This window comes from Curtobacterium sp. MCPF17_031 (assembly GCF_003234035.1).
In the GTDB taxonomy this organism is placed as follows: Bacteria; Actinomycetota; Actinomycetes; order Actinomycetales; family Microbacteriaceae; genus Curtobacterium.
Window position 1 is genome coordinate 279,775 of record NZ_QKSG01000001.1, and the last position, 20,892, is coordinate 300,666.

The following is a 20,892-nucleotide window of genomic DNA, read 5'->3' on the forward strand; positions in this document are numbered from 1 at the left end:
GCTGCCGTGCGTGATCGCCTGCGCGCGCTGTTCGGCCGCGACGACGACGACCAGGACCGACGGGTGCCCGACCCGGACGCCGAGACGCCGTCGTCGGCCGCAGCTGCTGCTGCGGCCCGCATCGACGTCCGGGGTTCGGGTGGCGCGGCCGACGACGCTGCAGCCGCGGCCGGGCTCGACGACCTCCGGACCATCGTGCGCGCGGCCGGAGCCGATCTGCCGACCGTCGTTTCCTCGCGCGTCCGACACGTCGAGGACCTCCTCCGGGAGGCCGCCGGCACCGTCATCGCGCGTGGCGCCTCGACCGAGCAGCGGTACCTCTTCCAGGCCATCGTGAACGACTACCTGCCCACGCCCGTCCGGACGTACCGCTCGCTGCCCGCGGCGGACCGCACCCCGGAGAGCGCCGCCACGGCGACCCTCGCCGGCCAACTCGACGTCGTCGCGGAGACGGTGGAGGACATGCACGAACAGATCAGGAGCGGTGCCATCGCCGAACTCTCCTCGCACGGCCGGTTCCTGCGGGACCGACTGGGCGACGGCGACGAGGGCCTGCGCCTCCGCGGAGCCGACTCGTGACCGGGCAGCTCGTCCCGGGAGCGAACGCTGCGCTGACGGCCGAGAACCCCGGCCTCACCGCGGTCGTCGTCGGCATCCACTGGGACCAGATCGCCAGCCGCGGGCCCTCGGCCGAGCTCGTCCCGGTGGCGATCGTCTGCGGCCCGGACGGGCACGTCCTCTCCGACGAGGACCTCGTCTTCTTCAACCAGATCGAGAGCGCCGACGCGTCCGTCCGGTACCTGGCCGAGTCCGACCAGGAGGAGATCGACGTCGACTTCGCCTCGATCCCCGACGCCGTCGACAAGATCGTCTTCGCGGTCTACCTCGACCCTGACCCGCGGTCCCCGAAGGACCTCGGCTCGGTCCGGTCGATGTCGGTCCGCGTCTGCGCGCCCGACGGTCGCGAACTCGTCGCGTTCCCGCTGCCGTCGGAGCGGAACCACCTGATCGACGCGGTGATCCTCGGCGAGCTCTACCGCCACCGGTCGGAGTGGAAGTTCCGCGCCGTCGGCCAGGGGTACACGACGGGTCTGACCGGCCTCCGCACCGACCACGGCATCGGCCGCGCGCGATGACGACGGGGCACCCGTTCCTCCGCCGTCGCGTCCGTCCGACCCCGCCCGGCCAGGAGGCCCGCCCGACCGCCGCCACGTCCGGCACCGCCACCACGTCGGGCACCCCCGCCACGTCGGGCACCACCGCCACGCCCGGCGTGCCGCTCCGTCGCCCGACCCCGCCCGCCGGACCGCCCGTGGCATCGGTACCGGCCGCGCCCGCCAGCTCCGGCGGCGGGCTGAGCCTGTCCTCCGGGCGGCAGCCCGCACCGTCGGCGGTCCGGACGCCGGACCAGCGCAGCTCGACCGCACCGTCGGCCTCCGCGGCCGAACCCGGCGCGACCCCGCCCCGTTCCGACCGTGTCGCACGCCGACTGCGGCAACGGGCCTCCCGGATCCGACCGTTCCCCGCACCAGACCCCCGCGACGTCCGCGTGCTCGGACCCGAGGACCCGGTGGTCCGCATCGACCGCCGCCGCTCCGCCGTCGGAGCACTCCGGATCACCGGTTCGACGAGTGCTGCGTGGGAGTCGGTCGACCACCTGGTCGGCGCGGCGACCGCTGACGGCGCGACCGCCGGGCGCGCCGTGACGACCCGTGGCAACCGCCCCCTGGTCGGCTACGACGGCTCCGACGTCCTGGTCGCCCTCCGCCACGTCCGCGAACTGCGGCGGGCACTCGTGATGGGCCGCGGGTCGGACCGTCTCGTCGTCGCCCTGCACGACGGCACCACCCTGGCGGTCGACCCCGGCGACGCCGACACCACCACGATCCTGGCGCTCTCCGTCATCGACGGCGAACTCGAGCTCCGCGCCGAGCCGTTCCCCCGGGCCACCCACGACGGTGACGTGTTCGCCGCGTTCGGGTTCGTCCTGTCCGCCCCGACCGTCGGAGTCTGATCCGTGCGCCACTTCGCCAACATCGCCGATCAGGAACCGCTCTTCCTCCGACCACCCGAGGACGTGACGCGGGACAGCCCGCAGGACCTCCGCGCGGTGGCACTCGGGGCGACCCTGTACACGCCGGGGGTCCGTCCGGACCTGGTGCGTGACGTCCGTCGGCAGACGGAGCTCGGCGCGGGGTCGATCGTCCTCTGCCTGGAGGACTCCGTCGCCGACGACGACCTGCCCACGGCCGAGGCGAACGTCGAGGCCGCGCTGCGGATCCTCGCGGAGGACCTCGACCCGGCGATGCTGCCACAGCTGTTCCTCCGGGTCCGGACGCCGGAGCACTTCGCACGGCTGCTCGACCGCTTCGGCAGTCGAGCGCTCGACGTCCTGGCCGGGATCGTCCTGCCGAAGTTCGAGGACCCCGACGGTGCCGGCGCAGCGTGGTTCGCGGTCCTCGACGCCGCGAACGAGGGGCGGGCACCCGGCCGCCGTCTGCTCGTGATGCCGATCCTCGAGTCCCCCGCGATCATGCACCGTGAGTCGCGCACCGAGGCCCTGGCCGACGTCCACGACCTGCTGCTCGAACGACGGGACGACGTCCTGGCGGTGCGCATCGGGGCGACGGACCTCTCGAGCGTGTACGGCCTCCGGCGTCCCTCGCACCTGACCGTGTACGACGTGCAGGTGTTGGCGTCCGTGATCGGCGACGTGGTCAACGTCCTCGGTCGGGCGAGGGACGGCTTCGTGGTCGCCGGGCCGGTGTGGGAGCACTACCCCGACTCCGACCGGGTGTTCCGCACGCAGTTGCGCACCACGCCGTTCCAGGAGGCCGGGGACCTGGCGCTCCGCCGGCAGCTGCTCCTCGAGGGCTTCGACGGGCTCCTCCGCGAGGTCACCCTCGACCGCGCGAACGGCCTGACCGGCAAGACGGTCATCCACCCGCGCCACGTGCCCCTCGTCCACGCGATGTCGGTGGTCAGTGACGAGGAGTTCTCCGACGCGTCCGACGTGCTCGCGAACGCCACGGGCGGGGTCGCCGCCTCCCGCTACGGCAACAAGATGAACGAGATGAAACCGCACCACGCCTGGGCGGAGCGCACCATGCTCCGCGCCCGGGCGTTCGGTGTGGCGGCCCCGGACGTGACCTACGTCGACCTGCTCGAGCGGAGCCTCCCGTGACCACGACCACCTCGACGACCGCGACGACGGAGGCCGCCCTGCCGAGCCCGGACGAGCTCGGCGTGGTCCTGACCGACGCGCCGATCGTGCCCACTGCACCCGGCGTGCCGCTGGCGTCGCTCGTCCGGCTCGCACTCCGTCGGAACCCCAGACGGGCGCATCTGCTCGTGTCCACCGTGCTCGCGAAGCACGTCCCGACCGTGCCCGCGGTCGCGCTCCTCGCCGGTGAGGCGCTCGGCGCCCGGGTCGCCGACGTCCTGGACGGCGGCGCGCGGCTCGACGCCGGAGCCGCCGCGCGCCTCCGGGCCGTCCTCGACCGGCAGCAGGCGACCGACACCGCGACGGATGCGGGCGACGGGTCCGACGCCCTGCACCGAGCCGCAACGACGCTCCGCACCGACCTGGCCGCGGTCCGGCCGACCCTGCCCGACGTCCTCGTCCTCGGGTTCGCGGAGACCGCGACCGCCCTCGGCGCGACGGTCGCCGAGGCCCTCGGTGCCGGGTACCTGCACTCGACGCGCCACGACCCGCCCGGGGCGACGCCGGCCGCCGGCTTCGACGAGGCGCACTCGCACGCCACGGCGCACCGCCTGCTGCCCGCCGAGGACGACTGGTTGCCGGCCGACGGCACCGTGGTCTTGGTCGACGACGAGCTGAGCACCGGAGCGACGGCCCGCGCCACGATCCGCGCCCTGCACGCCGTCGCACCGCAGCGACAGTGGGTCGTCGCCGCGCTCGTCGACCTCCGCTCCGACGCGGACGTCGCCGCCACCGAAGCCCTCGCGACCGAGCTCGGCGCGCCCGTCGCGGTCGTCGCCCTCGGACGCGGCCGCGTCTCCCTCCCGGACGGCCTCACCGACACGGCAGCGGAGCTCGTCGCCTCGGCCGCGGCGCCCCTCACCACGACGACGCCGGACAGCACGACGTCACCCGACGGCACGACGTCACCGGACGGCACGACGGCGCTCGACAGCGGACCGACCGCGGACGGGAGGCCCGCACCAGGCCCGGCACGCGCCTCCCGTCCCGACGCGGTCACCGTCGTCGCCGCCCCGCCGACCGTCGTCGACCGCACCGGGACCCCCGCCGCACGCGTCCGCACCCCGCGGACCGACGTCGAGGGCATCGCGGCCGACCTCGCCCGGGTCCTGACCGACACGTCCGGCCGGGTGCCGGACCGGGTCCTGGTCCTCGGGACCGAGGAGCACATGGCGACGCCGCTCGCCGTCGCGGACGCACTCCGCCGCCGGACGACGGCGGACGTCCGGTCCTCGACGAGCACCCGCTCCCCCGTCGCGGTGTTCGACGCCCCGACCTGGCCGATCCGGTCCGGCATCCGGCACCGGTCCCACGACGTCACGGTCGACGGTCCCGGCGAGCGGTACGCGTACAACGTGCACGGCTTCGACGCGGTCGTCGTCGTCCCCGAACCGGGGACCGAACGGGCGACGCTCGAGGGACCCGGCGGCCTGCTCGACGTCCTGGCCACCGTGACGCCCCGGGTGCTGCTCGTGGACAGCGCCCTCGAATCCGCCAGTGCTGCCGCGTCCTCGCCTCGTCCGCTCACCGGGCCGTCCTTCGGGTCGTACGAGCCGGACGAGGTGACCTGGCTGCTGCAGGACCTCGCCGACGCCGCCCTCGAGGCCGACACCGCCGACCGGGAACGCGCCATCCAGCTCGAGGGCGCCAACTACGCGGAGTCGCTCCCCGTCGAGTACGTGCCGTCGGAGTCCTACGAGGAGCTGTACCGGGAGGCCCTCGCGCGGTCGGCGGATCGGATCGCGGAGGCGGTCGGGATCGTCACGGACCTGGTCCTCCGCGACCGACCGGACGCGGTGCTCGTCTCCCTCGCCCGCGCGGGAACGCCCGTCGGCATCCTCATGCGCCGCTGGGCCGAGCAGCAGCGCGGGATCCGGCTGCAGCACTACACGGCGAGCATCGTCCGCGGGGTCGGCATCGACGAGACGGCCCTGCGCTGGCTCGCCGCGCACCACGACGCGACGCAGGTCGTCTTCGTCGACGGATGGACGGGCAAGGGCGCCATCACGCGGGAGCTGACCGACGCGCTCGACCGGTTCGCGGCCTCCGACGGCGTGCGCTTCGGCGACGGACTCGCCGTCCTCGCCGACCCGGCCGGCTGCACCCCGCTGCACGGCACCCGCGACGACTACCTGGTGCCGTCGGCATGCCTCAACTCGACCGTGTCCGGGCTGGTGTCCCGCACGGTGTTCAACCGAGCGTGGACGCCGGCGGGCACCCTGCACGGTGCGAAGCAGTACCGGGAGCTCGGTCCCCGCGACCACTCCCGCTCGTTCGTCGCCACCATCGCCGACCGGTTCAGCGCCGTCCGTCCCCGCGTCGATGCTGCCGTGGCAGCCGACGGCGGACCGGCGTCACGGGCCGTCGACTGGCGGGGCATGCGGACGGTCGAGGCGATCGGTGCCGAGTACGGCATCACCGACCTGCACCTGGTCAAGCCGGGGGTCGGCGAGACCACCCGGGTGCTGCTCCGCCGCGTGCCGTGGCAGGTCCTGGTGCGCGACCCGGAGGACGTCGACATCGCGCACGTCGTCGCGCTGGCCCGTGAGCGTGGCGTGCCCGTCGTGACCCGCCCCGAGCTGTCCTACAGCTGCGTGGGGCTCATCCACCCGCTCGGTAGTCGGGTGTCGGACACCGGGACCGCTGCCGGCACCACCGGGAGCGTCGCGTGAGCGCGCTCGTCGGGTTCGACCTCGACCGCACCGTCGTCTACTCCGCCGCCGCGCTCATGCTCGACGGCCCTGACGAGGACGCACCCTCACTCGTCGTCACCGAGGTGTACCAGGGCCTGCCGCTGTCGTTCATGACGCGCACGGCGGAGCGTGCACTCGCGGCGCTGGCCGAGACGTCCGTCGTCGTCCCGGTGACCACCCGCACGGTCGCACAGTTCCAGCGGATCCGTCTGCCGCTGCCGACGACCGGCTGGGCCGTCACGACGAACGGCGCGGTCGTGCTGCACGACGGCACACCGGACGAGTCCTGGACCGCAACGCTCCGCGAGGAGATCGCGGCGACGTCGGCACCGCTCCCCGAGGTCGAGCACCGCCTGGCCACCGCTCTGCCCGAGGGCGCCGTCCTCCGCACCCGGCGCGCCGAGGACCTCTTCGTGTACGCCATCGTCGAGCGGGCCGAGCTGCCCGATGCCGCTGTGGAGGGCTTCGCGGCCGAACTCGCCGACCTCGGCTGGCGGGTGTCGGTGCAGGGGCGGAAGCTCTACGCGGTCCCGGTGCCGATCCGGAAGGAACGGGCCCTGGCGGCCGTCGCAGAGCGCACCCGAGCGACCCGCACGGTCGCCGCGGGCGACTCGCTGCTCGACCGGGAGATGCTGGCCTGGGCGGACGTCGCGATCCGCCCGGCCCACGGCGAGCTGCACGCGGTGGGGTGGACGGCACCGAACCTCGTCGTCACGCAGGCGCGCGGGGTCGTGGCCGGTGAGGAGCTCATCGGGCTCGCAGCCGCCGCCACGGTCCAGACGACGACCTGACCGGACGCAGAACGGGCGGTCCTCCCACAGGAGGACCGCCCGTTCGAACTCCCAGAGGGAGCAGAGCTGCTTACTTGCTGAAGCCCTTGAAGCGCTGGTTGAACTTCTCGACGCGGCCGGCCGAGTCGAGGATGCGCTGCTTGCCCGTGTAGAACGGGTGCGAGGCGGACGAGATCTCGACGTCGATGACCGGGTAGGTCGCACCGTCGAGCTCGATGGTCTTGTCGCTGTTCGCGGTCGAACGCGTCAGGAACGTCTCACCGGAAGCCAGGTCGCGGAACACGATGGCGCGGTACTCGGGGTGGGTTTCGGTCTTCATGGGGATTCCTCGGTGGATCGCGATGACGGAAGATGGGAAGTCGTGTGGCCTACGCCAGCGGACCACGTTACCAGACCACGGCCCTGATCGGGAGCGTCCGGAGCCGTGTCGCGGCCGACCGGAGTCGGGCCCAGGCGGATCAGACGGCGCGGGCGGTCCAGCGACCGGCGTCCTGGGACACCGTGAGTTCGACACCGAACGCCGCGGAGAGCGTCTCCGCGGTCAGGACCTCGGCGATCGGACCGGCGGACTGCACGTGGCCGTCGGCGAGGACGAGCGCGTGGGTGAAGCCCGCCGGGATCTCCTCGACGTGGTGGGTGACGATGACGATCGCCGGTGAGTCCTGGCTCTGCGCGTAGCCGCCGAGCGTCCGCACCAGGCTCTCGCGGGCGCCCAGGTCGAGCGACGCGGCCGGCTCGTCGAGGAACAGCACCTCGGGGTCGGTCATCACCGCACGGGCGATCTGGACACGCTTCTGCTCACCGTCGCTGAGCTCCCCGAAGCTGCGCTCGGTGAAGGCACCGAGGCCCCACTCCTCGAGCACGCGCTGGGCACGGCGGACGTCGAGCTCCTCGTACTCCTCGTTCCAACGGCCGGTGACCGAGTACGCGGCGGTCAGGACCACGTCGATGACCTTCTCGGTCATCGGGATGCGACGCGCCAGGGCGGTCGACGCGAAGCCGATCCGGGGGCGGAGTTCGAACAGGTCGGCGCCGCCCAGTTCGGTCCCGAGGACCTCGACGTCGCCGGAGGTCGGGAAGGTCTGCGCACCCGCGACCTGCAGCAGCGTGGTCTTTCCGGCACCGTTCGCGCCGAGCACCACCCAGCGCTCGTCGTCCTGCACCTCCCACGAGATCCCGTCGAGGATGGTGGACCCGTCACGGACCACGGAGACGTCTGACAAGCGCACGACCGAGGGCATGCCGCAAGCCTAGACGAGCACGGTCGGCTCCCCCGTCAGCGCCGCGCGCCCGGCTGTCCACGCGCGACGGAAGGGAGGCCCGGTGCCGGTCTCGGGGACCGGCACCGGGCCTCCAGGCCGTCAGTCGGCGCGACGCGGTCAGCGCCCGGCGAGCACCTCGTCGTACACGGCGCGGGTCTTCGTGGCGATGGCGCCCCAGGTGAACTCGCTCTCGACGCGGAGCCGGCCGGCGCGGCCCATCAGCTTGGCGAGCCCGAGGTCGTCGAGCACCTCGTTGAGGGTCGCGGCGAGGTCGGCGACGTACCGGTCCGGGTCCGTGGGGGTGCCGGTGCCATCGGTCGCCTGGTCGATCGGGACGATGCGGCCGGTGAGTCCATCGGCGACGACCTCGGGGATGCCGCCGGTCTTCGTGCCGACGACCGGGATGCCGCAGGCCATGGCCTCGAGGTTCACGATGCCGAGCGGCTCGTAGATCGACGGGCAGACGAACACGGTCGCGCTGGACAGGACGTGCACGATCTCGCGGTGCTCGAGCATCCGGTCGATCCAGATCACGCCGTTCCGACGGGTCCGGAGGTCCTCGACCAGGCCCGTGACCTCGGCGAGGATCTCGGGTGTGTCAGGCGCGCCCGCGCAGAGCACGACCTGGACGTCCTCAGGCAGCGACGCCACCGCGCGGAGCAGGTATGGCAGGCCCTTCTGGCGGGTGATGCGACCGACGAAGACCACGCTGGGGCGGTCCGGGTCGATGCCGAGCGCGCGGACGGCGTCGTCGTCGCGGTCGGGAGCCCAGTCGTCGATGTCGATGCCGTTGTAGACGACCTTCACGCGGGACGGGTCGATCGACGGGTACGAGCGGAGGATGTCCGCACGCATCGCCTTCGACACCGCGACGACACCGTCCGCGTTCGTGAACGCCTCGCGCTCCATCCAGCTGGACAGGCGGTACCCGCCGCCGAGTTGCTCGGCCTTCCACGGACGGAGCGGCTCGAGGCTGTGTGCCGTGACGACGTGCGGGATGCCGTGCGTCAACTGCGCCAGACGTCCGGCCGAGTTCGCGTACCAGGTGTGCGAGTGCACGAGGTCGGCACCCTCGACGTCGGCCGCGATCTGCACGTCGGTGCCGAGCGCCTGCAGCGCGCCGTTGGCCTGTTCGAGGCCTGCCGGGGTGCGGTACGCCCACACTCCCTGTTCGTCACGGAACCCGCCGAACGCCCGGACGCGCACGTCGGTGTCGGTCCCCGACCGCAGCGCCGCGGTCAGCTGGGCAACATGGACTCCGGCACCGCCGTAGACCTCCGGCGGATACTCCCTGGTCAGTAGATCGACTCGCACGGGTTCAAGGTAACGGTTTCCCAGTGCTGACGCCTACTGTGAGCGACATGGCAACGAAGAAGGTATTCGGCATCGTCCTGGCCGGCGGCGAGGGCAAACGACTCATGCCGCTCACCGCCGACCGCGCGAAGCCGGCCGTGCCGTTCGGTGGGAACTTCCGCCTCGTGGACTTCGCGCTGTCGAACCTGGTCAACTCCGGGCTCCAGCGCATCGTCGTCCTGACGCAGTACAAGTCACACTCACTCGACCGGCACGTCTCCCAGACCTGGCGCATGGAGGGGCTGCTCGGCTCCTACGTCGCCTCCGTCCCCGCACAGCAGCGGCTCGGCAAGCGGTGGTTCGCCGGCTCCGCCGACGCGATCCTGCAGTCCCTGAACCTGATGCGGGACGAGCGGCCCGACATCGTCGTCGTGGTCGGCGCCGACCACGTGTACCGCATGGACTTCTCCCAGATGGTGGAAGCGCACATCGCCTCCGGACGCAGCGCCACCGTCGCGGCGATCCGCCAGCCGATCGAGCTCGCGGACCAGTTCGGCGTCATCAAGGTCGACGACGCGGACCCGACGCGGATCGAGGCGTTCCTCGAGAAGCCGAAGGACGCCACCGGTCTGCCGGACTCGCCGAACGAGGTCCTGGCATCCATGGGCAACTACGTCTTCGACGCCGACGCCCTGGTCGACGCGGTGCTCCGAGACGGCCAGATCGAGTCGTCCGACCACGACATGGGCGGCGACATCATCCCGGACTTCGTCGGACGCGGCGACGCCGGTGTGTACGACCTGCAGCGCAACGAGGTGCCCGGGTCCAACGACCGTGACAAGTACTACTGGCGCGACGTGGGCACGATCGACTCGTTCTTCGACGCGCACATGGACCTCATCGCCCCGGTCCCGGTCTTCAACCTGTACAACCAGGACTGGCCGATCTTCAACCAGCAGACGAACCTGCCCCCGGCGAAGTTCGTGCGCGACGCCAACGGCAACACCGGCGCGACCGTGGACTCCATCGTCTCGCTCGGCTGCCTGCTCTCCGGTGCCCAGGTCGAGCGCAGCGTCATCGGCCCCTGGGCGACGATCGACTCGCAGGCGAAGGTCCTGGACTCGATCGTCTTCGAGCGCGCGACCATCGGTGCCGGCGCGATCGTGAACCGGGCCATCCTCGACAAGGACGTCGTCCTCGCACCGGGTGCGCACGTCGGCGTCGACCGTGAGGCCGACGAGGCCCGCGGGTTCACCGTCACCGACTCGGGCATCACCGTCGTCGGGAAGGGCGTGCGCGTCGAGGCCTGAGCGAGCAGCCTCCGCACGTCGCGTCAGCACGACGTCACGGGGCACCCGACCCGCTACCGTGGTCGTGTGCCCCGTTTCCTCGTCGTCCTCGATGCCGACTCGACCCTGCTCGAGGACGAGGTCATCGAGCTCCTCGCCGACGCGGCGGGGACCCGGCCACAGGTCCAGGCGGTGACGGAGCGTGCCATGCGCGGCGAGATCGACTTCGCCGAGAGCCTCCGGGAGCGGGTCGCGACGTTGGCGGGCCTCCCGGTCGACACGTTCAGGCGCGCGCAGCAAGCCGTCCGCGTCACGCGCGGAGCCGACGAGCTGGTGCGCCGGGTGCACGCCGCGGGCGGGACGGTCGGCGTCGTGTCGGGGGGCTTCCACGAGGTGCTCGACCCCTTCGCGACCGGTCTCGCGCTCGACCACTGCCGGGCGAACCGTCTCGACACGCAGGACGGCGTGCTAACCGGACGTGTCGCGGGCGCGGTCGTCGACGCGCAGGCCAAGGCGGACACACTCCGGACCTGGGCCGCGGCGGACGGGGTCCCGCTCGCCCGCACGGTCGCCGTCGGGGACGGCGCCAACGACCTCGCGATGATGGCGGTCGCCGGTCTCGCCGTCGCGTTCGACGCCAAGCCCCGGGTGCGTGCGGAGGCGGACGTCGCCGTCGTCGACCGCGACCTGTCCGTCGTGCTGGCGGCCCTCGGTCTGCGCGGCTGACTCCCGCCGCCACTCCGGCGGCTCAGCTGCTCAGCGGCTCAGCTGCTCAGCTGCTCAGCAAGTCAGTGGCCCATGCCCAGGCCGCCGTCGACCGGGATGACCGCGCCGGAGATGTAGCCCGCGCCGTCGCCGGCCAGGAACAGCGTGGCGTCCGCGACGTCGTCGACGCTGCCGTACCGTGCCGCGGGGATCGCCTTCTTGAACTCGGCCTGCAGCTCGTCCGAGAGCGCCGCCGTCATGTCGGTCTGGATGAAGCCCGGCGCGACGACGTTCGCGGTGATGCCGCGGGAGCCGAGCTCGCGCGTGATGGACCGGGCCATCCCGACCAGCGCGGCTTTCGACGACGCGTAGTTGACCTGCCCGATCTGCCCGTACGCCCCGACGACGCTCGACATCAGGACGATGCGGCCGAACTTCGCCTTCATCATCCCCTTGGTCGCGCGCTTGACCACCCGGAAGGTGCCCGTCAGGTTGGTGTCGATGACGCTCGTGAAGTCCTCCTCGGACATCCGGAGCAGCAGCTGGTCGTTCGTGATGCCGGCGTTGGCGACCAGGACCTCGATCGGCCCGAGCGCTGCCTCGACCTCGGTGAAGGCGCGGTCCACCGAGGCGGTGTCGGTGATGTCGGCCTGCACCGTGAGCGCGCCCTCGGGGCCGCCCTGACCGCTGCGCGACGTGACGGCCACCCGGTGACCGGCTGCGACGAACCGTACGGCCAGCGCGTGGCCGATGCCGCGGTTGCCGCCGGTGATGAGGACGGTACGGGGGGTGGTCATGGTCGCTCCGTTCGCTGGTGGTCGCTGGCGCGCCAGGACCCGCGGGTCCGGACACGCCCGGACGAGCCTACCGGTGCGCATCCCCCGACGGCCGGTCCCCGCACCACCGGCCGGATGTCGGTACCCGGGCGTAAACTGGAGGTCGGCAGACGGAGACCCCACCGCATGAACCGCAAGAACCAGCAGAACCCGAGCGGCCCGCGCATCCAGCTCCAGCGTTCCGCGCCGGAACACGTGATCGCAGAGCCGATGTCGGCCCAGAACATCACGACGCTCCCGGACAACCCGGAGATCGACCGCGCGCACCGGCTCTCCCGCTACGTGTGGCAGATGGCCTTCCGCGTGGTGTGCTTCGTCGCGGCCGTGCTCATCTGGAGCGCATGGCACTCCTGGATCGCCGTCCTGCCCATCGTCGCCGCCGCCGTCGTCCCCTGGGTCGCGGTCGTGCTGGCGAACGCAGGCAACCGCACCGGTGGCGACGTGGTGCGACCGGGTGGTGCCATCGAGCTGTACGACGCCGTCGACCCGCACCTCCGTGACGAGCAGGAAGAGGCCCGAGCCCAGGCCTACCGTGCCGAGCAGGAGCGTCTGCGCGACCAGGCCCAGCGCGCCCAGGAGGACTGGCAGCGCAACGGCGACCGCTCGCGTGTCTGGTCGCCCCGGAACGGCGGCCGCCGCTGATGGGATCGACCTTCGACCTGTTCACCGAACCCGGCGCGACGCCGGTGTGTTCGCGGGCCGGTTGCTCGTCGACGGCATCGTGGCGGGTGAACTGGCGGAACCCCCGCATCCACGCGGAGGACCGGGTGAAGATCTGGGCCGCCTGCGACGACCACTGCGACTTCCTCGCCGATTACCTGCGGTCGCGCTCGTTCCCCGTGCGCGTGACCGGCATCGACGACGACGTGGAGGACCTCGACGACACCACCGCGCGCGTCGCGGGTGACGGGCGATGACCGAGGGCTTCGACCCCGGCTCCCGGTACGGCCGGCGCCACGCGGCCCGGATCCGCCGGGCGGGCAACGACGCGACGACCGACGTCGCCACTGCGGACCATCAGGGCGATCAGGGCGGTCTCCCCACCGAGCCCTTCGTCGGCTGGCACTTCGTCCGCAGCCGTCGGTGGCTCGGCTACTTCGCCATCGCCGTGGCGTTCGCGGTCGTCTGCGCGCTGTTCGGCATGTGGCAATGGGACCGTCGGAACGAGGCCGTCCGCCAGAACGACCAGATCGCTGCGAACTACGACCACGCTCCCATCCCGATCGACCAGGTGCTCCCCCGCTCCGCGACGTGGAGCAACGACCTGACCTGGCTTCGCGCGAGCGTCACCGGCCGGTACGACACCGACCACCAGCTCCTCGTCCGCAACCGCGTGCACAACGGGCAGCCGGGGTTCGAGGTACTCACTCCCCTGGTCACTGCCGAGGGTCGCGCCTTCGTCGTCGACCGCGGTTGGGTGCCCACCGGCAACGAGCAGGACGCGCCGGACAGCATCCCGACTCCCCCGACGGGGACCGTCACCGTCGTCGTGCGTCTGCAGCAGTCCGAGCCACGCATCCCCGGCCGCACTGACCCGGCGAACACCGATCAGGTGCAGTCCGTCACGCTGCCCGACGTCGCCGACAAGGCCGGCCATCCGATCTGGACCGGCGCGTACGGCCAGCTCGACAGCGAGACGCCCGCTCCGTCGGAGCGGGCGCCCCTCGGCTGGGACCGCCCGAGCGCCGACACCGGCCTGCACCTCAGCTACTTCATCCAGTGGTTCCTGTTCGCCGTCGGGGGCTTCGGCTTCCTGGCGTACGTGATGGTGCAGGAGTACCGGAACCTCAACCAGGACGACCCGGAAGAGCGCGAGCGGGCCTTGGACCGGCAGCGCCGCAAGGACGCGAAGCCGAAGTCCGACGCCGAGATCGAGGACGAACTGCTCACGTCCGGTCGCTGACGGGCTGACCGGACCGACGGGAGGCCCGTGGCGACGTGGCCACGGGCCTCCCGTCCGTCTGTGTCCCGGTTCCGCATCCGCGGGCCGCGCTCACGTCATGCGAGCTCGATGAGCTCCGCGTAGTCCTTGTTCCAGTGGTCCTCGGTGCCGTCCGGCAGGAGCAGCACGCGCTCGGGGTTCAGCGCCTCGACCGCGCCGGCGTCGTGGGACACGAGGACGACCGCGCCCTCGAAGCCCGCCAGCGCGTTGAGGATCTCCTCACGCGATGCCGGGTCCAGGTTGTTCGTGGGCTCGTCGAGCAGCAGCACGTTCGCACCCGAGACGACGATCATCGCGAGCGACAGGCGGGTCTTCTCACCGCCGGAGAGCACGCCTGCCTTCTTGTAGCCGTCGTCGCCGGTGAACAGGAACGAGCCCAGGACGCGGCGCGCCTCGGTCTCGTTGAGGTCCGTCGACGCGGAGACCATGTTCTCGATCACCGTTCGGTTGACGTCGATGTTCTCGTGCTCCTGCGCGTAGTAACCGATCCGCAAGCCGTGGCCGGGCAGGATCTCGCCGGTGTCGGGTGCGTCCGCGCCGGCGAGGATGCGGAGCAGCGTCGTCTTGCCTGCACCGTTGAAGCCCAGGATGACCACGCGGGAACCGCGGTCGATCGCCAGGTCGACGCCCGCGAAGATCTCGAGCGACCCGTAGGACTTCGACAGCCCCTCGGCCATCAGTGGCGTTCGACCACAAGGAGCCGGGGTGGGGAAGCGGATCTTCGCGACCCGATCGGCGACGCGCTCGTCCTCGAGGCCCGCGAGCAGCTTGTCGGCGCGCGCCACCATCTGGTGGGCCGCAGCCGCCTTCGACGCCTTCGCGCCGAACCGAGCAGCCTGGTCCTTGAGCGTCGCGGCCTTCTTCTCGGCACCGGCCCGCTCCTTGCGACGGCGCTCCTCGTCGGCCGCACGCTGCCGCTGGTAGAGCTTCCAGCCCATGTTGTAGATGTCGATCGCCTGGCGGTTCGCGTCCAGGTAGAAGACCCGGTTGACGACCTCGTCGACGAGTTCCACGTCGTGGGAGATCACGATCACGCCGCCCGGGTAGGTCTTGAGGTGCTCGCGCAACCACACGACGGAGTCCGCGTCGAGGTGGTTCGTCGGTTCGTCGAGGATCATCGTGTCCGCATCGGAGAACAGGATGCGCGCGAGCTCGATGCGGCGCCGCTGCCCACCGGACAGCGTCTTCAGCTGCTGGTCGAGGATGCGGTCCGGCAGCTTGAGGTTCGACGCGATCGACGCCGCCTCCGCCTCGGCCGCGTAGCCGCCCAGGGCGTTGAACTCGTCGTCGAGCCGCGAGTATCGCTTCATCGCCTTCTCGGCGACCGCCGGGTCCGTGCTGGCCATGTCGAGCGTGGCCTTGCGGATGCCGTCGACGAGCTCGCCGAGGCCGCGGGCATCCAGGATGCGCTTGCGCGCGGTGTCCTCGGGGTTGCCCGAACGGGGGTCCTGCGGCAGGTAGCCGATCTCACCCGACCGCTCGATCTTGCCGTCGGTCGGGGCAGCTTCACCCGCCAGGGCCTTGGTCATGGTGGTCTTCCCCGCGCCGTTGCGGCCGACGAGGCCGATCTTGTCACCCCGCTCGACACGGAAGGACACGTTCTCCATCAGGAGGCGAGCCCCGACGCGGATCTCGAGGTCGTGCACGGCAAGCACAGTGGTGGTCCAATCAGTTGGTGGAAGTGCACAACGGTGTGTGCGGGAGGTGCACCGCTACGCTGACGGGACCGATGGTCCGAAGAGGACCAGCAGTCCATTCTAGGAGAATCCATGACGAACGCCACCGGGTTCGCTCCCCGCGCAGTCCTCGCCGACCGTCTGCGCACGCACGGTCTCGCCACCGACATGGCGCTGATCGCCGGCGGCGCGCTGTTCACCGCCGTCCTGGCGCAGGTCCAGGTGCCGATGTGGCCGGTCCCCGTGACCGGTCAGACGCTCGCCGTCGTGCTCGTCGGCGCGACCCTCGGTGCCCGCCGAGGTGTCCTCTCGATGCTCGTCTACGCGGTCGTCGGACTGGCCGGCGCGCCGTTCTTCGCCGACGCGCAGGGCGGCCTGCACGCCCTCACCCTGCCGAGCTTCGGGTACGTCATCGGGTTCATCCCGGCAGCCGGGCTCGTCGGCTGGCTCGCGCGTCGCAACTGGGACCGCAAGGTCGGGCGCGCGGCGGTGGCGATGCTGCTCGCGAGCGCGATCCCCTTCGTCACCGGCCTGCCGTACCTCGCCGTCGCCCTCGGCGCCCTCGGGGCTCCGAACGACCTCCAGTCGGTCCTCGCGGCGGGCCTGTACCCGTTCATCGTCGGCGGCGTCGCGAAGGCGCTCATCGCGGCCGGCGTGCTGCCCCTGGCGTGGAAGGCGTTCGGCCGCCGCTGAGCGCACTCCGCACCACGCACGGACGGGAGGCCCGGTACCAGCTGGTACCGGGCCTCCCGTCCGTCTCGGGCTCTCGTGACTAGATCGAGAAGCCGAGTGCGCGCATCATCTCGCGACCGTCATCCGTGATCCGCTCCGGACCCCACGGCGGCATCCAGACCCAGTTGATGCGGAACGCGTCGACGATCCCGTCCAACGCGTTCGCGGTGTCGTTCTCGATGACGTCGGTCAACGGGCAGCCGGCGCTCGTCAGGGTCATGCTGATGATCAGCGCACTCGCCTCGTCGTCCCAGGCCAGGTCGTAGATGAGGCCGAGGTCGACGATGTTGACGCCGAGCTCCGGGTCCTGCACCTCTTTCAGGCCCTCGACGACCTCGTCGAACTTCTGCGGTGCCAGTGTGGTGATCATCGTCACTCCGCCGGTGCGGCAGCGGCGGCCTGCACGTAGCGGTCGTAGCCCTCGTTCTCGAGGCGCTCCGCCAGCTCGGGGCCACCCTGCTCGGCGATCTTGCCCGCGACGAACACGTGGACGAAGTCCGGGCGGATGTAGCGGAGGATGCGCGTGTAGTGCGTGATGAGCAGCACCCCGAGGCCGGTCGCGCCCTTGGCACGGTTGACGCCCTCGGACACGATCTTCAGCGCGTCGACGTCCAGGCCGGAGTCGGTCTCGTCGAGGACAGCGAACTTCGGCTTGAGCAGCTCGAGCTGCATGATCTCGTGGCGCTTCTTCTCGCCACCGGAGAAGCCCTCGTTGACGTTGCGCTCGGCGAAGGCCGGGTCCATCTTGAGGTCAGCCATCGAGGTGCGGAGGTCCTTGATCCAGCCGCGGAGGGCCGGCGCCTCGCCGTCGATCGCGGTCTTGGCGGTGCGGAGGAAGTTCGACACCGTGACGCCGGGGATCTCGACCGGGTACTGCATCGCGAGGAACATGCCCGCGCGAGCACGCTCGTCGACGCTCATCGCCAGGACGTCCTGGCCGTCGAGGGTGATCGAGCCGCCCGTGACGTGGTAGCGCGGGTGACCGGCGATCGTGTACGCCAGGGTCGACTTGCCGGAGCCGTTCGGCCCCATGATCGCGTGGATCTCGCCCTCGTTGATCGTCAGGTCGACGCCCTTGAGGATCTCCTTGACGCCCTGATCGGTGTCGATGGCGACCTGCAGGTCACGGATTTCGAGAGTGGACATTGCGTTCCTTCGGTTGCAGCTGTGGTGCGGCGTCAGCCGCGGGAAGAGTGTGGGGTGGCGGTCAGTCGACCGGGACGGGCTCGTGCACGTCGACGTAGACGTCGCCGTCACGGACCTCGACCCGGAAGACCGGCACCGGCTCGTACGCCGGGAAGTTCTTCGGCTTGCCGGTCGTCAGCGAGAACTGCGACCCGTGCGCCCAGCACTCCAGCGAGTCGCCCTCGACGAAGCCCTCGGACAGCGAGATGTCGCCGTGCGTGCAGGTGTCACCGATGGCGTGCACCGTGCCGGCCGAGTCCTTCACGATCGCGATCGCGGTGCCGTCGACGACCGCACGCATCGGGCTGTCCACCGCGATGTCGCTCTCGGCACAGACCTTCTCGGCCATCAGGCGTCGACCCCGGCGGCAGCAGCCTCGGCGGCGGGCGCGGCGAGGACCGTCCGGCCCTCCATCAGCTCCTGCTCGACGGCGGCGATGAGACGCTCCTCGAGCTCGGGCGCACCGATCTTCTGGATCACCTCGACCAGGAAGCCCAGGACGACGAGACGACGTGCCTCTTCCTCCGGGATGCCGCGGGCCTGCAGGTAGAAGAGCTGCTCGTCGTCGAAACGACCGGTGGCGCTGGCGTGGCCGGCACCGGTGATGTCGCCCGTCTCGATCTCGAGGTTCGGGATGCTGTCGGCGCGCGTGCCGTCGGTCAGGACCAGGTTGCGGTTCTGCTCGTACGAGTCCGTGCCGGGGGCCGACCGTCCGATGAGGACGTCGCCGATCCACACCGTGTGCGCACCCTGGCCCTGCAGCGCGCCCTTGTAGTTGACCCGGCTGCGGGTGTTCGGCGCGTCGTGGTCGACGTAGACCTGCTGCTCGATGTACTGGCCGGCGTCGGCGAAGTAGACGCCGTACATCTCGACGTCGCCGCCCTGCGCACCGAGGTGCGTGGACGGGTTGACGCGGATGACGTCACCGCCGAGCGAGACCACGACGTGCTTGAGGAAGGCGTCGCGGCCGACCTCGGCGAAGTGCGTCGAGACGTGCACCGCGTCGTCGTCCCAGTCCTGGACCGTGACGACGGTGAGCCGTGCGCCGTCGCGGACGACGACCTCGACGTTCTCGCTGAGGAGCGCCGTGCCGCGGTTGTCGATGACGACGATGCCCTGGGCGTGCGGCTCGGCCGTGATGACCGTGTGCGCCGCCCGCGGCTGCGAGCCGAAGTCGGAGCGGGTCACCGTGATGAACTCGTGCTCGTCGGTGCCCTTCACGGTGATCGCCAGGACGGCGTCGCGCGCGCTCCATGCGGCCGCGGCCGCCCGGTCCTCCGGCAGTCCGGCGCCGCCGACGCGGGGGTCGTCGCTGCGACCCCACTCGACGTCGGCGCCCGCGGACTGGGTCGCGAGGAAGGGGTACGCCGAGCCGTCCAGCGGGCCGTCGAGCAGCGGCTGGATCTTGGCGAGCGGCGCGAACTTCCAGTTGACCTCTCGGCCGGTGACGACGGGGAAGGCGTCGACGTCGCCCGAGCGGAACCGCTCGGAACGCGTCTGCACCGGCACCTTGGTGTCCCAGCCGCCGTCGGAGTGCGCCCGGGCGCCGTGCTGGTCCGTACCGCCCGACGAGAGCGTGCTCGCGGGCTCCGTCGGCTGGTCGATGTGGGGAGGAGGGGTGGTGCTGGACATCTAGCCGACGGATCCTTCCATGCTCATCTCGATGAGCTTGTTGAGTTCGAGTGCGTACTCCATCGGGAGCTCGCGGGCGATGGGTTCGATGAAACCGCGCACGATCATCGCCATGGCCTCGTCCTCGGCCATGCCGCGGGACATGAGGTAGAACAGCTGCTCCTCGCTGACGCGGGAGACGGTGGCCTCGTGGCCGAGCTGCACGTCGTCGACACGGATGTCGATCGCCGGGTAGGTGTCGCTCCGCGAGACGGTGTCGACGAGCAGCGCGTCACAGCGGACCGTGTTGGCCGAGTGGTGTGCGCCCGGGTCGACCCGGACCTCGCCGCGGTACCCGGCACGACCGCCACCACGGGCGATCGACTTCGAGACGATCGACGACGTCGTGTACGGCGCCATGTGGATCATCTTCGCGCCGGCGTCCTGGTGCTGGCCGGGGCCGGCGAAGGCGACGGACAGCGTCTCGCCCTTGGCGTGCTCACCGGCGAGGTAGATGGACGGGTACTTCATCGTGACCTTGGACCCGATGTTGCCGTCGATCCACTCCATGGTCGCGCCCTCGTGGGCGATCGCACGCTTGGTGACGAGGTTGTAGACGTTGTTCGACCAGTTCTGGATCGTCGTGTAGCGAACACGGGCGTTCTTCTTCACGATGATCTCGACGACGGCCGAGTGCAGGGAGTCGGACTTGTAGATCGGGGCGGTGCAGCCCTCGATGTAGTGGATGTACGAGTCCTCGTCCGCGATGATCAGCGTCCGCTCGAACTGGCCCATGTTCTCTGTGTTGATGCGGAAGTAGGCCTGCAGCGGGATCTCGACGTGGACGCCCTTCGGGACGTAGACGAACGAGCCGCCGGACCACACGGCCGTGTTCAGCGCAGCGAACTTGTTGTCGCCGGCCGGGATCACGGTGCCGAAGTACTCCTCGAACAGCTCCGGGTGCTCGCGCAGCGCCGTGTCGGTGTCCATGAAGATGACGCCCTGCTGCTCCAGGTCCTCGCGGATCTGGTGGTAGACGACCTCGGACTCGTACTGCGCGGCGACGCCGGCGACGAGGCGCTGACGCTCGGCCTCCGGGATGCCCAGGCGCTCGTACGTGGTGCGGATGTCCTCGGGGAGGTCCTCCCACGACTCGGCCTGCTTCTCCGTCGACTTCACGAAGTACTTGATGTTGTCGAAGTCGATGTCCGACAGGTCGGCGCCCCACGAGGGCATCGGCTTGCGGTCGAAGAGCTTCAGCGCCTTCAGCCGGTTCGCACGCATCCACTCGGGTTCACCCTTGCGGCCGGAGATGTCGGTGACGACCTCTTCCGACAGGCCACGGCGCGCAGAGGCGCCGGCAGCGTCGGAGTCGGCCCAGCCGAATTCGTACTGGCCGAGCCCTTCGAGTTCTGGACGGTCGATGAGCACGTCGGACATGGTCTCCTCGTTTCCTTCTCGCAACAGCGTCTCCGGTACAACCCGGTGGTGTCGGACACCATTCCACCGCAGGCCGCCGACACGGCGGTCCATGGTGTTGCTGCCTCGCAACGTCGATGCTTCCACGCAGTCGCGGGACCGATCGGCGATCACGGCTCATTCGGAGCCGGCGCCTGCCTAGACTTGACTGCTGCTGAACCCTCGAATCCTACAG

General features: G+C 71.1%; 22 protein-coding genes. 12 read left to right on the plus strand and 10 right to left on the minus strand.

What is annotated here, in order from left to right:
• The first annotated feature begins 6 nt into the window (after positions 1-6).
• The 6 genes from DEJ31_RS01400 to DEJ31_RS01425 are packed head-to-tail and all read left to right on the plus strand — an operon-like array spanning position 7 to position 6,707.
• Complete coding sequence (locus tag DEJ31_RS01400; RefSeq protein WP_110902251.1) at positions 7-579, plus strand: hypothetical protein; 573 nt, start codon at positions 7-9, stop codon at positions 577-579.
• On the plus strand, positions 576-1,136 hold the full coding sequence (locus DEJ31_RS01405; protein ID WP_110902250.1) for a TerD family protein: 561 nt from the start codon (positions 576-578) through the stop codon (positions 1,134-1,136). The genes DEJ31_RS01400 and DEJ31_RS01405 overlap by 4 nt, the downstream gene beginning before the upstream one ends.
• Positions 1,133-2,014 carry a hypothetical protein gene (locus DEJ31_RS01410; RefSeq protein ID WP_111121037.1) on the plus strand — a complete coding sequence of 294 codons (882 nt, stop codon included), beginning with the start codon at positions 1,133-1,135 and terminating at the stop codon, positions 2,012-2,014. Before DEJ31_RS01405 ends, DEJ31_RS01410 begins: the two co-directional genes overlap by 4 nt.
• A gap of 3 nt (positions 2,015-2,017) precedes the next feature.
• The gene (locus DEJ31_RS01415; protein ID WP_110902248.1) at positions 2,018-3,184 is read left to right on the plus strand and encodes an HpcH/HpaI aldolase/citrate lyase family protein; all 1,167 of its coding nucleotides are present in this window, start codon (positions 2,018-2,020) and stop codon (positions 3,182-3,184) included.
• Positions 3,181-5,895, plus strand: coding sequence for a phosphoribosyltransferase (locus DEJ31_RS01420; RefSeq protein WP_258366067.1), 2,715 nt, complete (start codon positions 3,181-3,183; stop codon positions 5,893-5,895). The genes DEJ31_RS01415 and DEJ31_RS01420 overlap by 4 nt, the downstream gene beginning before the upstream one ends.
• Positions 5,892-6,707 carry an HAD family hydrolase gene (locus DEJ31_RS01425; RefSeq protein WP_111121038.1) on the plus strand — a complete coding sequence of 272 codons (816 nt, stop codon included), beginning with the start codon at positions 5,892-5,894 and terminating at the stop codon, positions 6,705-6,707. The genes DEJ31_RS01420 and DEJ31_RS01425 overlap by 4 nt, the downstream gene beginning before the upstream one ends.
• Positions 6,708-6,777: 70 nt before the next feature.
• Here the strand turns inward: DEJ31_RS01425 and DEJ31_RS01430 are convergent, their stop codons facing one another.
• The 3 genes from DEJ31_RS01430 to glgA form a co-directional block, all read right to left on the minus strand.
• Positions 6,778-7,026, minus strand: coding sequence for a type B 50S ribosomal protein L31 (locus DEJ31_RS01430; RefSeq protein WP_071275272.1), 249 nt, complete (start codon positions 7,024-7,026; stop codon positions 6,778-6,780).
• Between the two features lie 139 nt (positions 7,027-7,165).
• Positions 7,166-7,948, minus strand: coding sequence for an ABC transporter ATP-binding protein (locus tag DEJ31_RS01435; RefSeq protein WP_111121039.1), 783 nt, complete (start codon positions 7,946-7,948; stop codon positions 7,166-7,168).
• Positions 7,949-8,086: 138 nt separating this feature from the next.
• A complete protein-coding gene (gene glgA / locus DEJ31_RS01440) occupies positions 8,087-9,283 on the minus strand; it encodes a glycogen synthase (protein ID WP_110902245.1) in 1,197 nt (398 codons plus the stop codon).
• A gap of 47 nt (positions 9,284-9,330) precedes the next feature.
• Here glgA and glgC point away from each other — a divergent pair, with 47 nt between their 5' ends.
• Together glgC and serB are read left to right on the plus strand one after the other, a co-directional pair.
• The gene (gene glgC / locus DEJ31_RS01445) at positions 9,331-10,572 is read left to right on the plus strand and encodes a glucose-1-phosphate adenylyltransferase (protein WP_111121040.1); all 1,242 of its coding nucleotides are present in this window, start codon (positions 9,331-9,333) and stop codon (positions 10,570-10,572) included.
• Between the two features lie 66 nt (positions 10,573-10,638).
• Positions 10,639-11,277 carry a phosphoserine phosphatase SerB gene (gene serB / locus DEJ31_RS01450; protein WP_111121041.1) on the plus strand — a complete coding sequence of 213 codons (639 nt, stop codon included), beginning with the start codon at positions 10,639-10,641 and terminating at the stop codon, positions 11,275-11,277.
• Between the two features lie 62 nt (positions 11,278-11,339).
• Here serB and fabG read toward each other — a convergent pair whose 3' ends face one another.
• Entirely contained in the window at positions 11,340-12,053 is a 714-nt protein-coding gene (fabG, locus tag DEJ31_RS01455) for a 3-oxoacyl-ACP reductase FabG (RefSeq protein WP_111043732.1), read from the minus strand.
• A 165-nt stretch (positions 12,054-12,218) separates the two neighbouring features.
• On the opposite strand from fabG, the gene DEJ31_RS01460 reads away from it, so the two are divergent.
• From DEJ31_RS01460 to DEJ31_RS01470, 3 genes are read left to right on the plus strand one after another with little or no spacing between them, the layout of a single operon-like run.
• Positions 12,219-12,734: a DUF3099 domain-containing protein gene (locus tag DEJ31_RS01460; protein WP_220033158.1), complete on the plus strand. Its 516-nt coding sequence runs from the start codon at positions 12,219-12,221 to the stop codon at positions 12,732-12,734.
• On the plus strand, positions 12,734-13,009 hold the full coding sequence (locus DEJ31_RS01465; protein WP_110902242.1) for a hypothetical protein: 276 nt from the start codon (positions 12,734-12,736) through the stop codon (positions 13,007-13,009). The genes DEJ31_RS01460 and DEJ31_RS01465 overlap by 1 nt, the downstream gene beginning before the upstream one ends.
• Positions 13,006-13,995 carry an SURF1 family protein gene (locus DEJ31_RS01470; RefSeq protein ID WP_111043733.1) on the plus strand — a complete coding sequence of 330 codons (990 nt, stop codon included), beginning with the start codon at positions 13,006-13,008 and terminating at the stop codon, positions 13,993-13,995. Before DEJ31_RS01465 ends, DEJ31_RS01470 begins: the two co-directional genes overlap by 4 nt.
• Before the next feature lie 95 nt (positions 13,996-14,090).
• Here the strand turns inward: DEJ31_RS01470 and DEJ31_RS01475 are convergent, their stop codons facing one another.
• Complete coding sequence (locus tag DEJ31_RS01475; protein WP_110902240.1) at positions 14,091-15,689, minus strand: ABC-F family ATP-binding cassette domain-containing protein; 1,599 nt, start codon at positions 15,687-15,689, stop codon at positions 14,091-14,093.
• 114 nt (positions 15,690-15,803) lie between these two features.
• Here DEJ31_RS01475 and DEJ31_RS01480 point away from each other — a divergent pair, with 114 nt between their 5' ends.
• On the plus strand, positions 15,804-16,403 hold the full coding sequence (locus DEJ31_RS01480) for a biotin transporter BioY (protein WP_111121042.1): 600 nt from the start codon (positions 15,804-15,806) through the stop codon (positions 16,401-16,403).
• A 79-nt stretch (positions 16,404-16,482) separates the two neighbouring features.
• On the opposite strand, the gene DEJ31_RS01485 is transcribed toward DEJ31_RS01480, so the two are convergent.
• The 5 genes from DEJ31_RS01485 to sufB form a co-directional block, all read right to left on the minus strand.
• Positions 16,483-16,812, minus strand: a complete 330-nt coding sequence (locus tag DEJ31_RS01485) for a metal-sulfur cluster assembly factor (RefSeq protein WP_110902238.1) — start codon at positions 16,810-16,812, stop codon at positions 16,483-16,485.
• Between the two features lie 2 nt (positions 16,813-16,814).
• A complete protein-coding gene (gene sufC, locus DEJ31_RS01490) occupies positions 16,815-17,588 on the minus strand; it encodes a Fe-S cluster assembly ATPase SufC (protein ID WP_111043735.1) in 774 nt (257 codons plus the stop codon).
• A gap of 61 nt (positions 17,589-17,649) precedes the next feature.
• Positions 17,650-17,976, minus strand: coding sequence for a non-heme iron oxygenase ferredoxin subunit (locus DEJ31_RS01495; protein WP_372377828.1), 327 nt, complete (start codon positions 17,974-17,976; stop codon positions 17,650-17,652).
• Entirely contained in the window at positions 17,976-19,259 is a 1,284-nt protein-coding gene (sufD, locus tag DEJ31_RS01500; RefSeq protein WP_111043737.1) for a Fe-S cluster assembly protein SufD, read from the minus strand. Before sufD ends, DEJ31_RS01495 begins: the two co-directional genes overlap by 1 nt.
• A complete protein-coding gene (sufB, locus tag DEJ31_RS01505; RefSeq protein WP_110902235.1) occupies positions 19,260-20,678 on the minus strand; it encodes a Fe-S cluster assembly protein SufB in 1,419 nt (472 codons plus the stop codon).
• Between the last annotated feature and the right edge of the window lie 214 nt (positions 20,679-20,892).

Coding starts and splice junctions, on each gene's coding strand:
- DEJ31_RS01410 (WP_111121037.1), top strand. CDS start 1,133: ATGACGACGGGGCACCCGTTCCTCCGCCGTCGCGTCCGTCCGACCCCG.
- DEJ31_RS01430 (WP_071275272.1), bottom strand. CDS start 7,026: ATGAAGACCGAAACCCACCCCGAGTACCGCGCCATCGTGTTCCGCGAC.
- DEJ31_RS01435 (WP_111121039.1), bottom strand. CDS start 7,948: ATGCCCTCGGTCGTGCGCTTGTCAGACGTCTCCGTGGTCCGTGACGGG.
- glgC (WP_111121040.1), top strand. CDS start 9,331: ATGGCAACGAAGAAGGTATTCGGCATCGTCCTGGCCGGCGGCGAGGGC.
- fabG (WP_111043732.1), bottom strand. CDS start 12,053: ATGACCACCCCCCGTACCGTCCTCATCACCGGCGGCAACCGCGGCATC.
- DEJ31_RS01460 (WP_220033158.1), top strand. CDS start 12,219: ATGAACCGCAAGAACCAGCAGAACCCGAGCGGCCCGCGCATCCAGCTC.
- DEJ31_RS01465 (WP_110902242.1), top strand. CDS start 12,734: ATGGGATCGACCTTCGACCTGTTCACCGAACCCGGCGCGACGCCGGTG.
- DEJ31_RS01470 (WP_111043733.1), top strand. CDS start 13,006: ATGACCGAGGGCTTCGACCCCGGCTCCCGGTACGGCCGGCGCCACGCG.
- DEJ31_RS01480 (WP_111121042.1), top strand. CDS start 15,804: ATGACGAACGCCACCGGGTTCGCTCCCCGCGCAGTCCTCGCCGACCGT.
- DEJ31_RS01485 (WP_110902238.1), bottom strand. CDS start 16,812: ATGATCACCACACTGGCACCGCAGAAGTTCGACGAGGTCGTCGAGGGC.
- sufC (WP_111043735.1), bottom strand. CDS start 17,588: ATGTCCACTCTCGAAATCCGTGACCTGCAGGTCGCCATCGACACCGAT.
- DEJ31_RS01495 (WP_372377828.1), bottom strand. CDS start 17,976: ATGGCCGAGAAGGTCTGTGCCGAGAGCGACATCGCGGTGGACAGCCCG.
- sufD (WP_111043737.1), bottom strand. CDS start 19,259: ATGTCCAGCACCACCCCTCCTCCCCACATCGACCAGCCGACGGAGCCC.
- sufB (WP_110902235.1), bottom strand. CDS start 20,678: ATGTCCGACGTGCTCATCGACCGTCCAGAACTCGAAGGGCTCGGCCAG.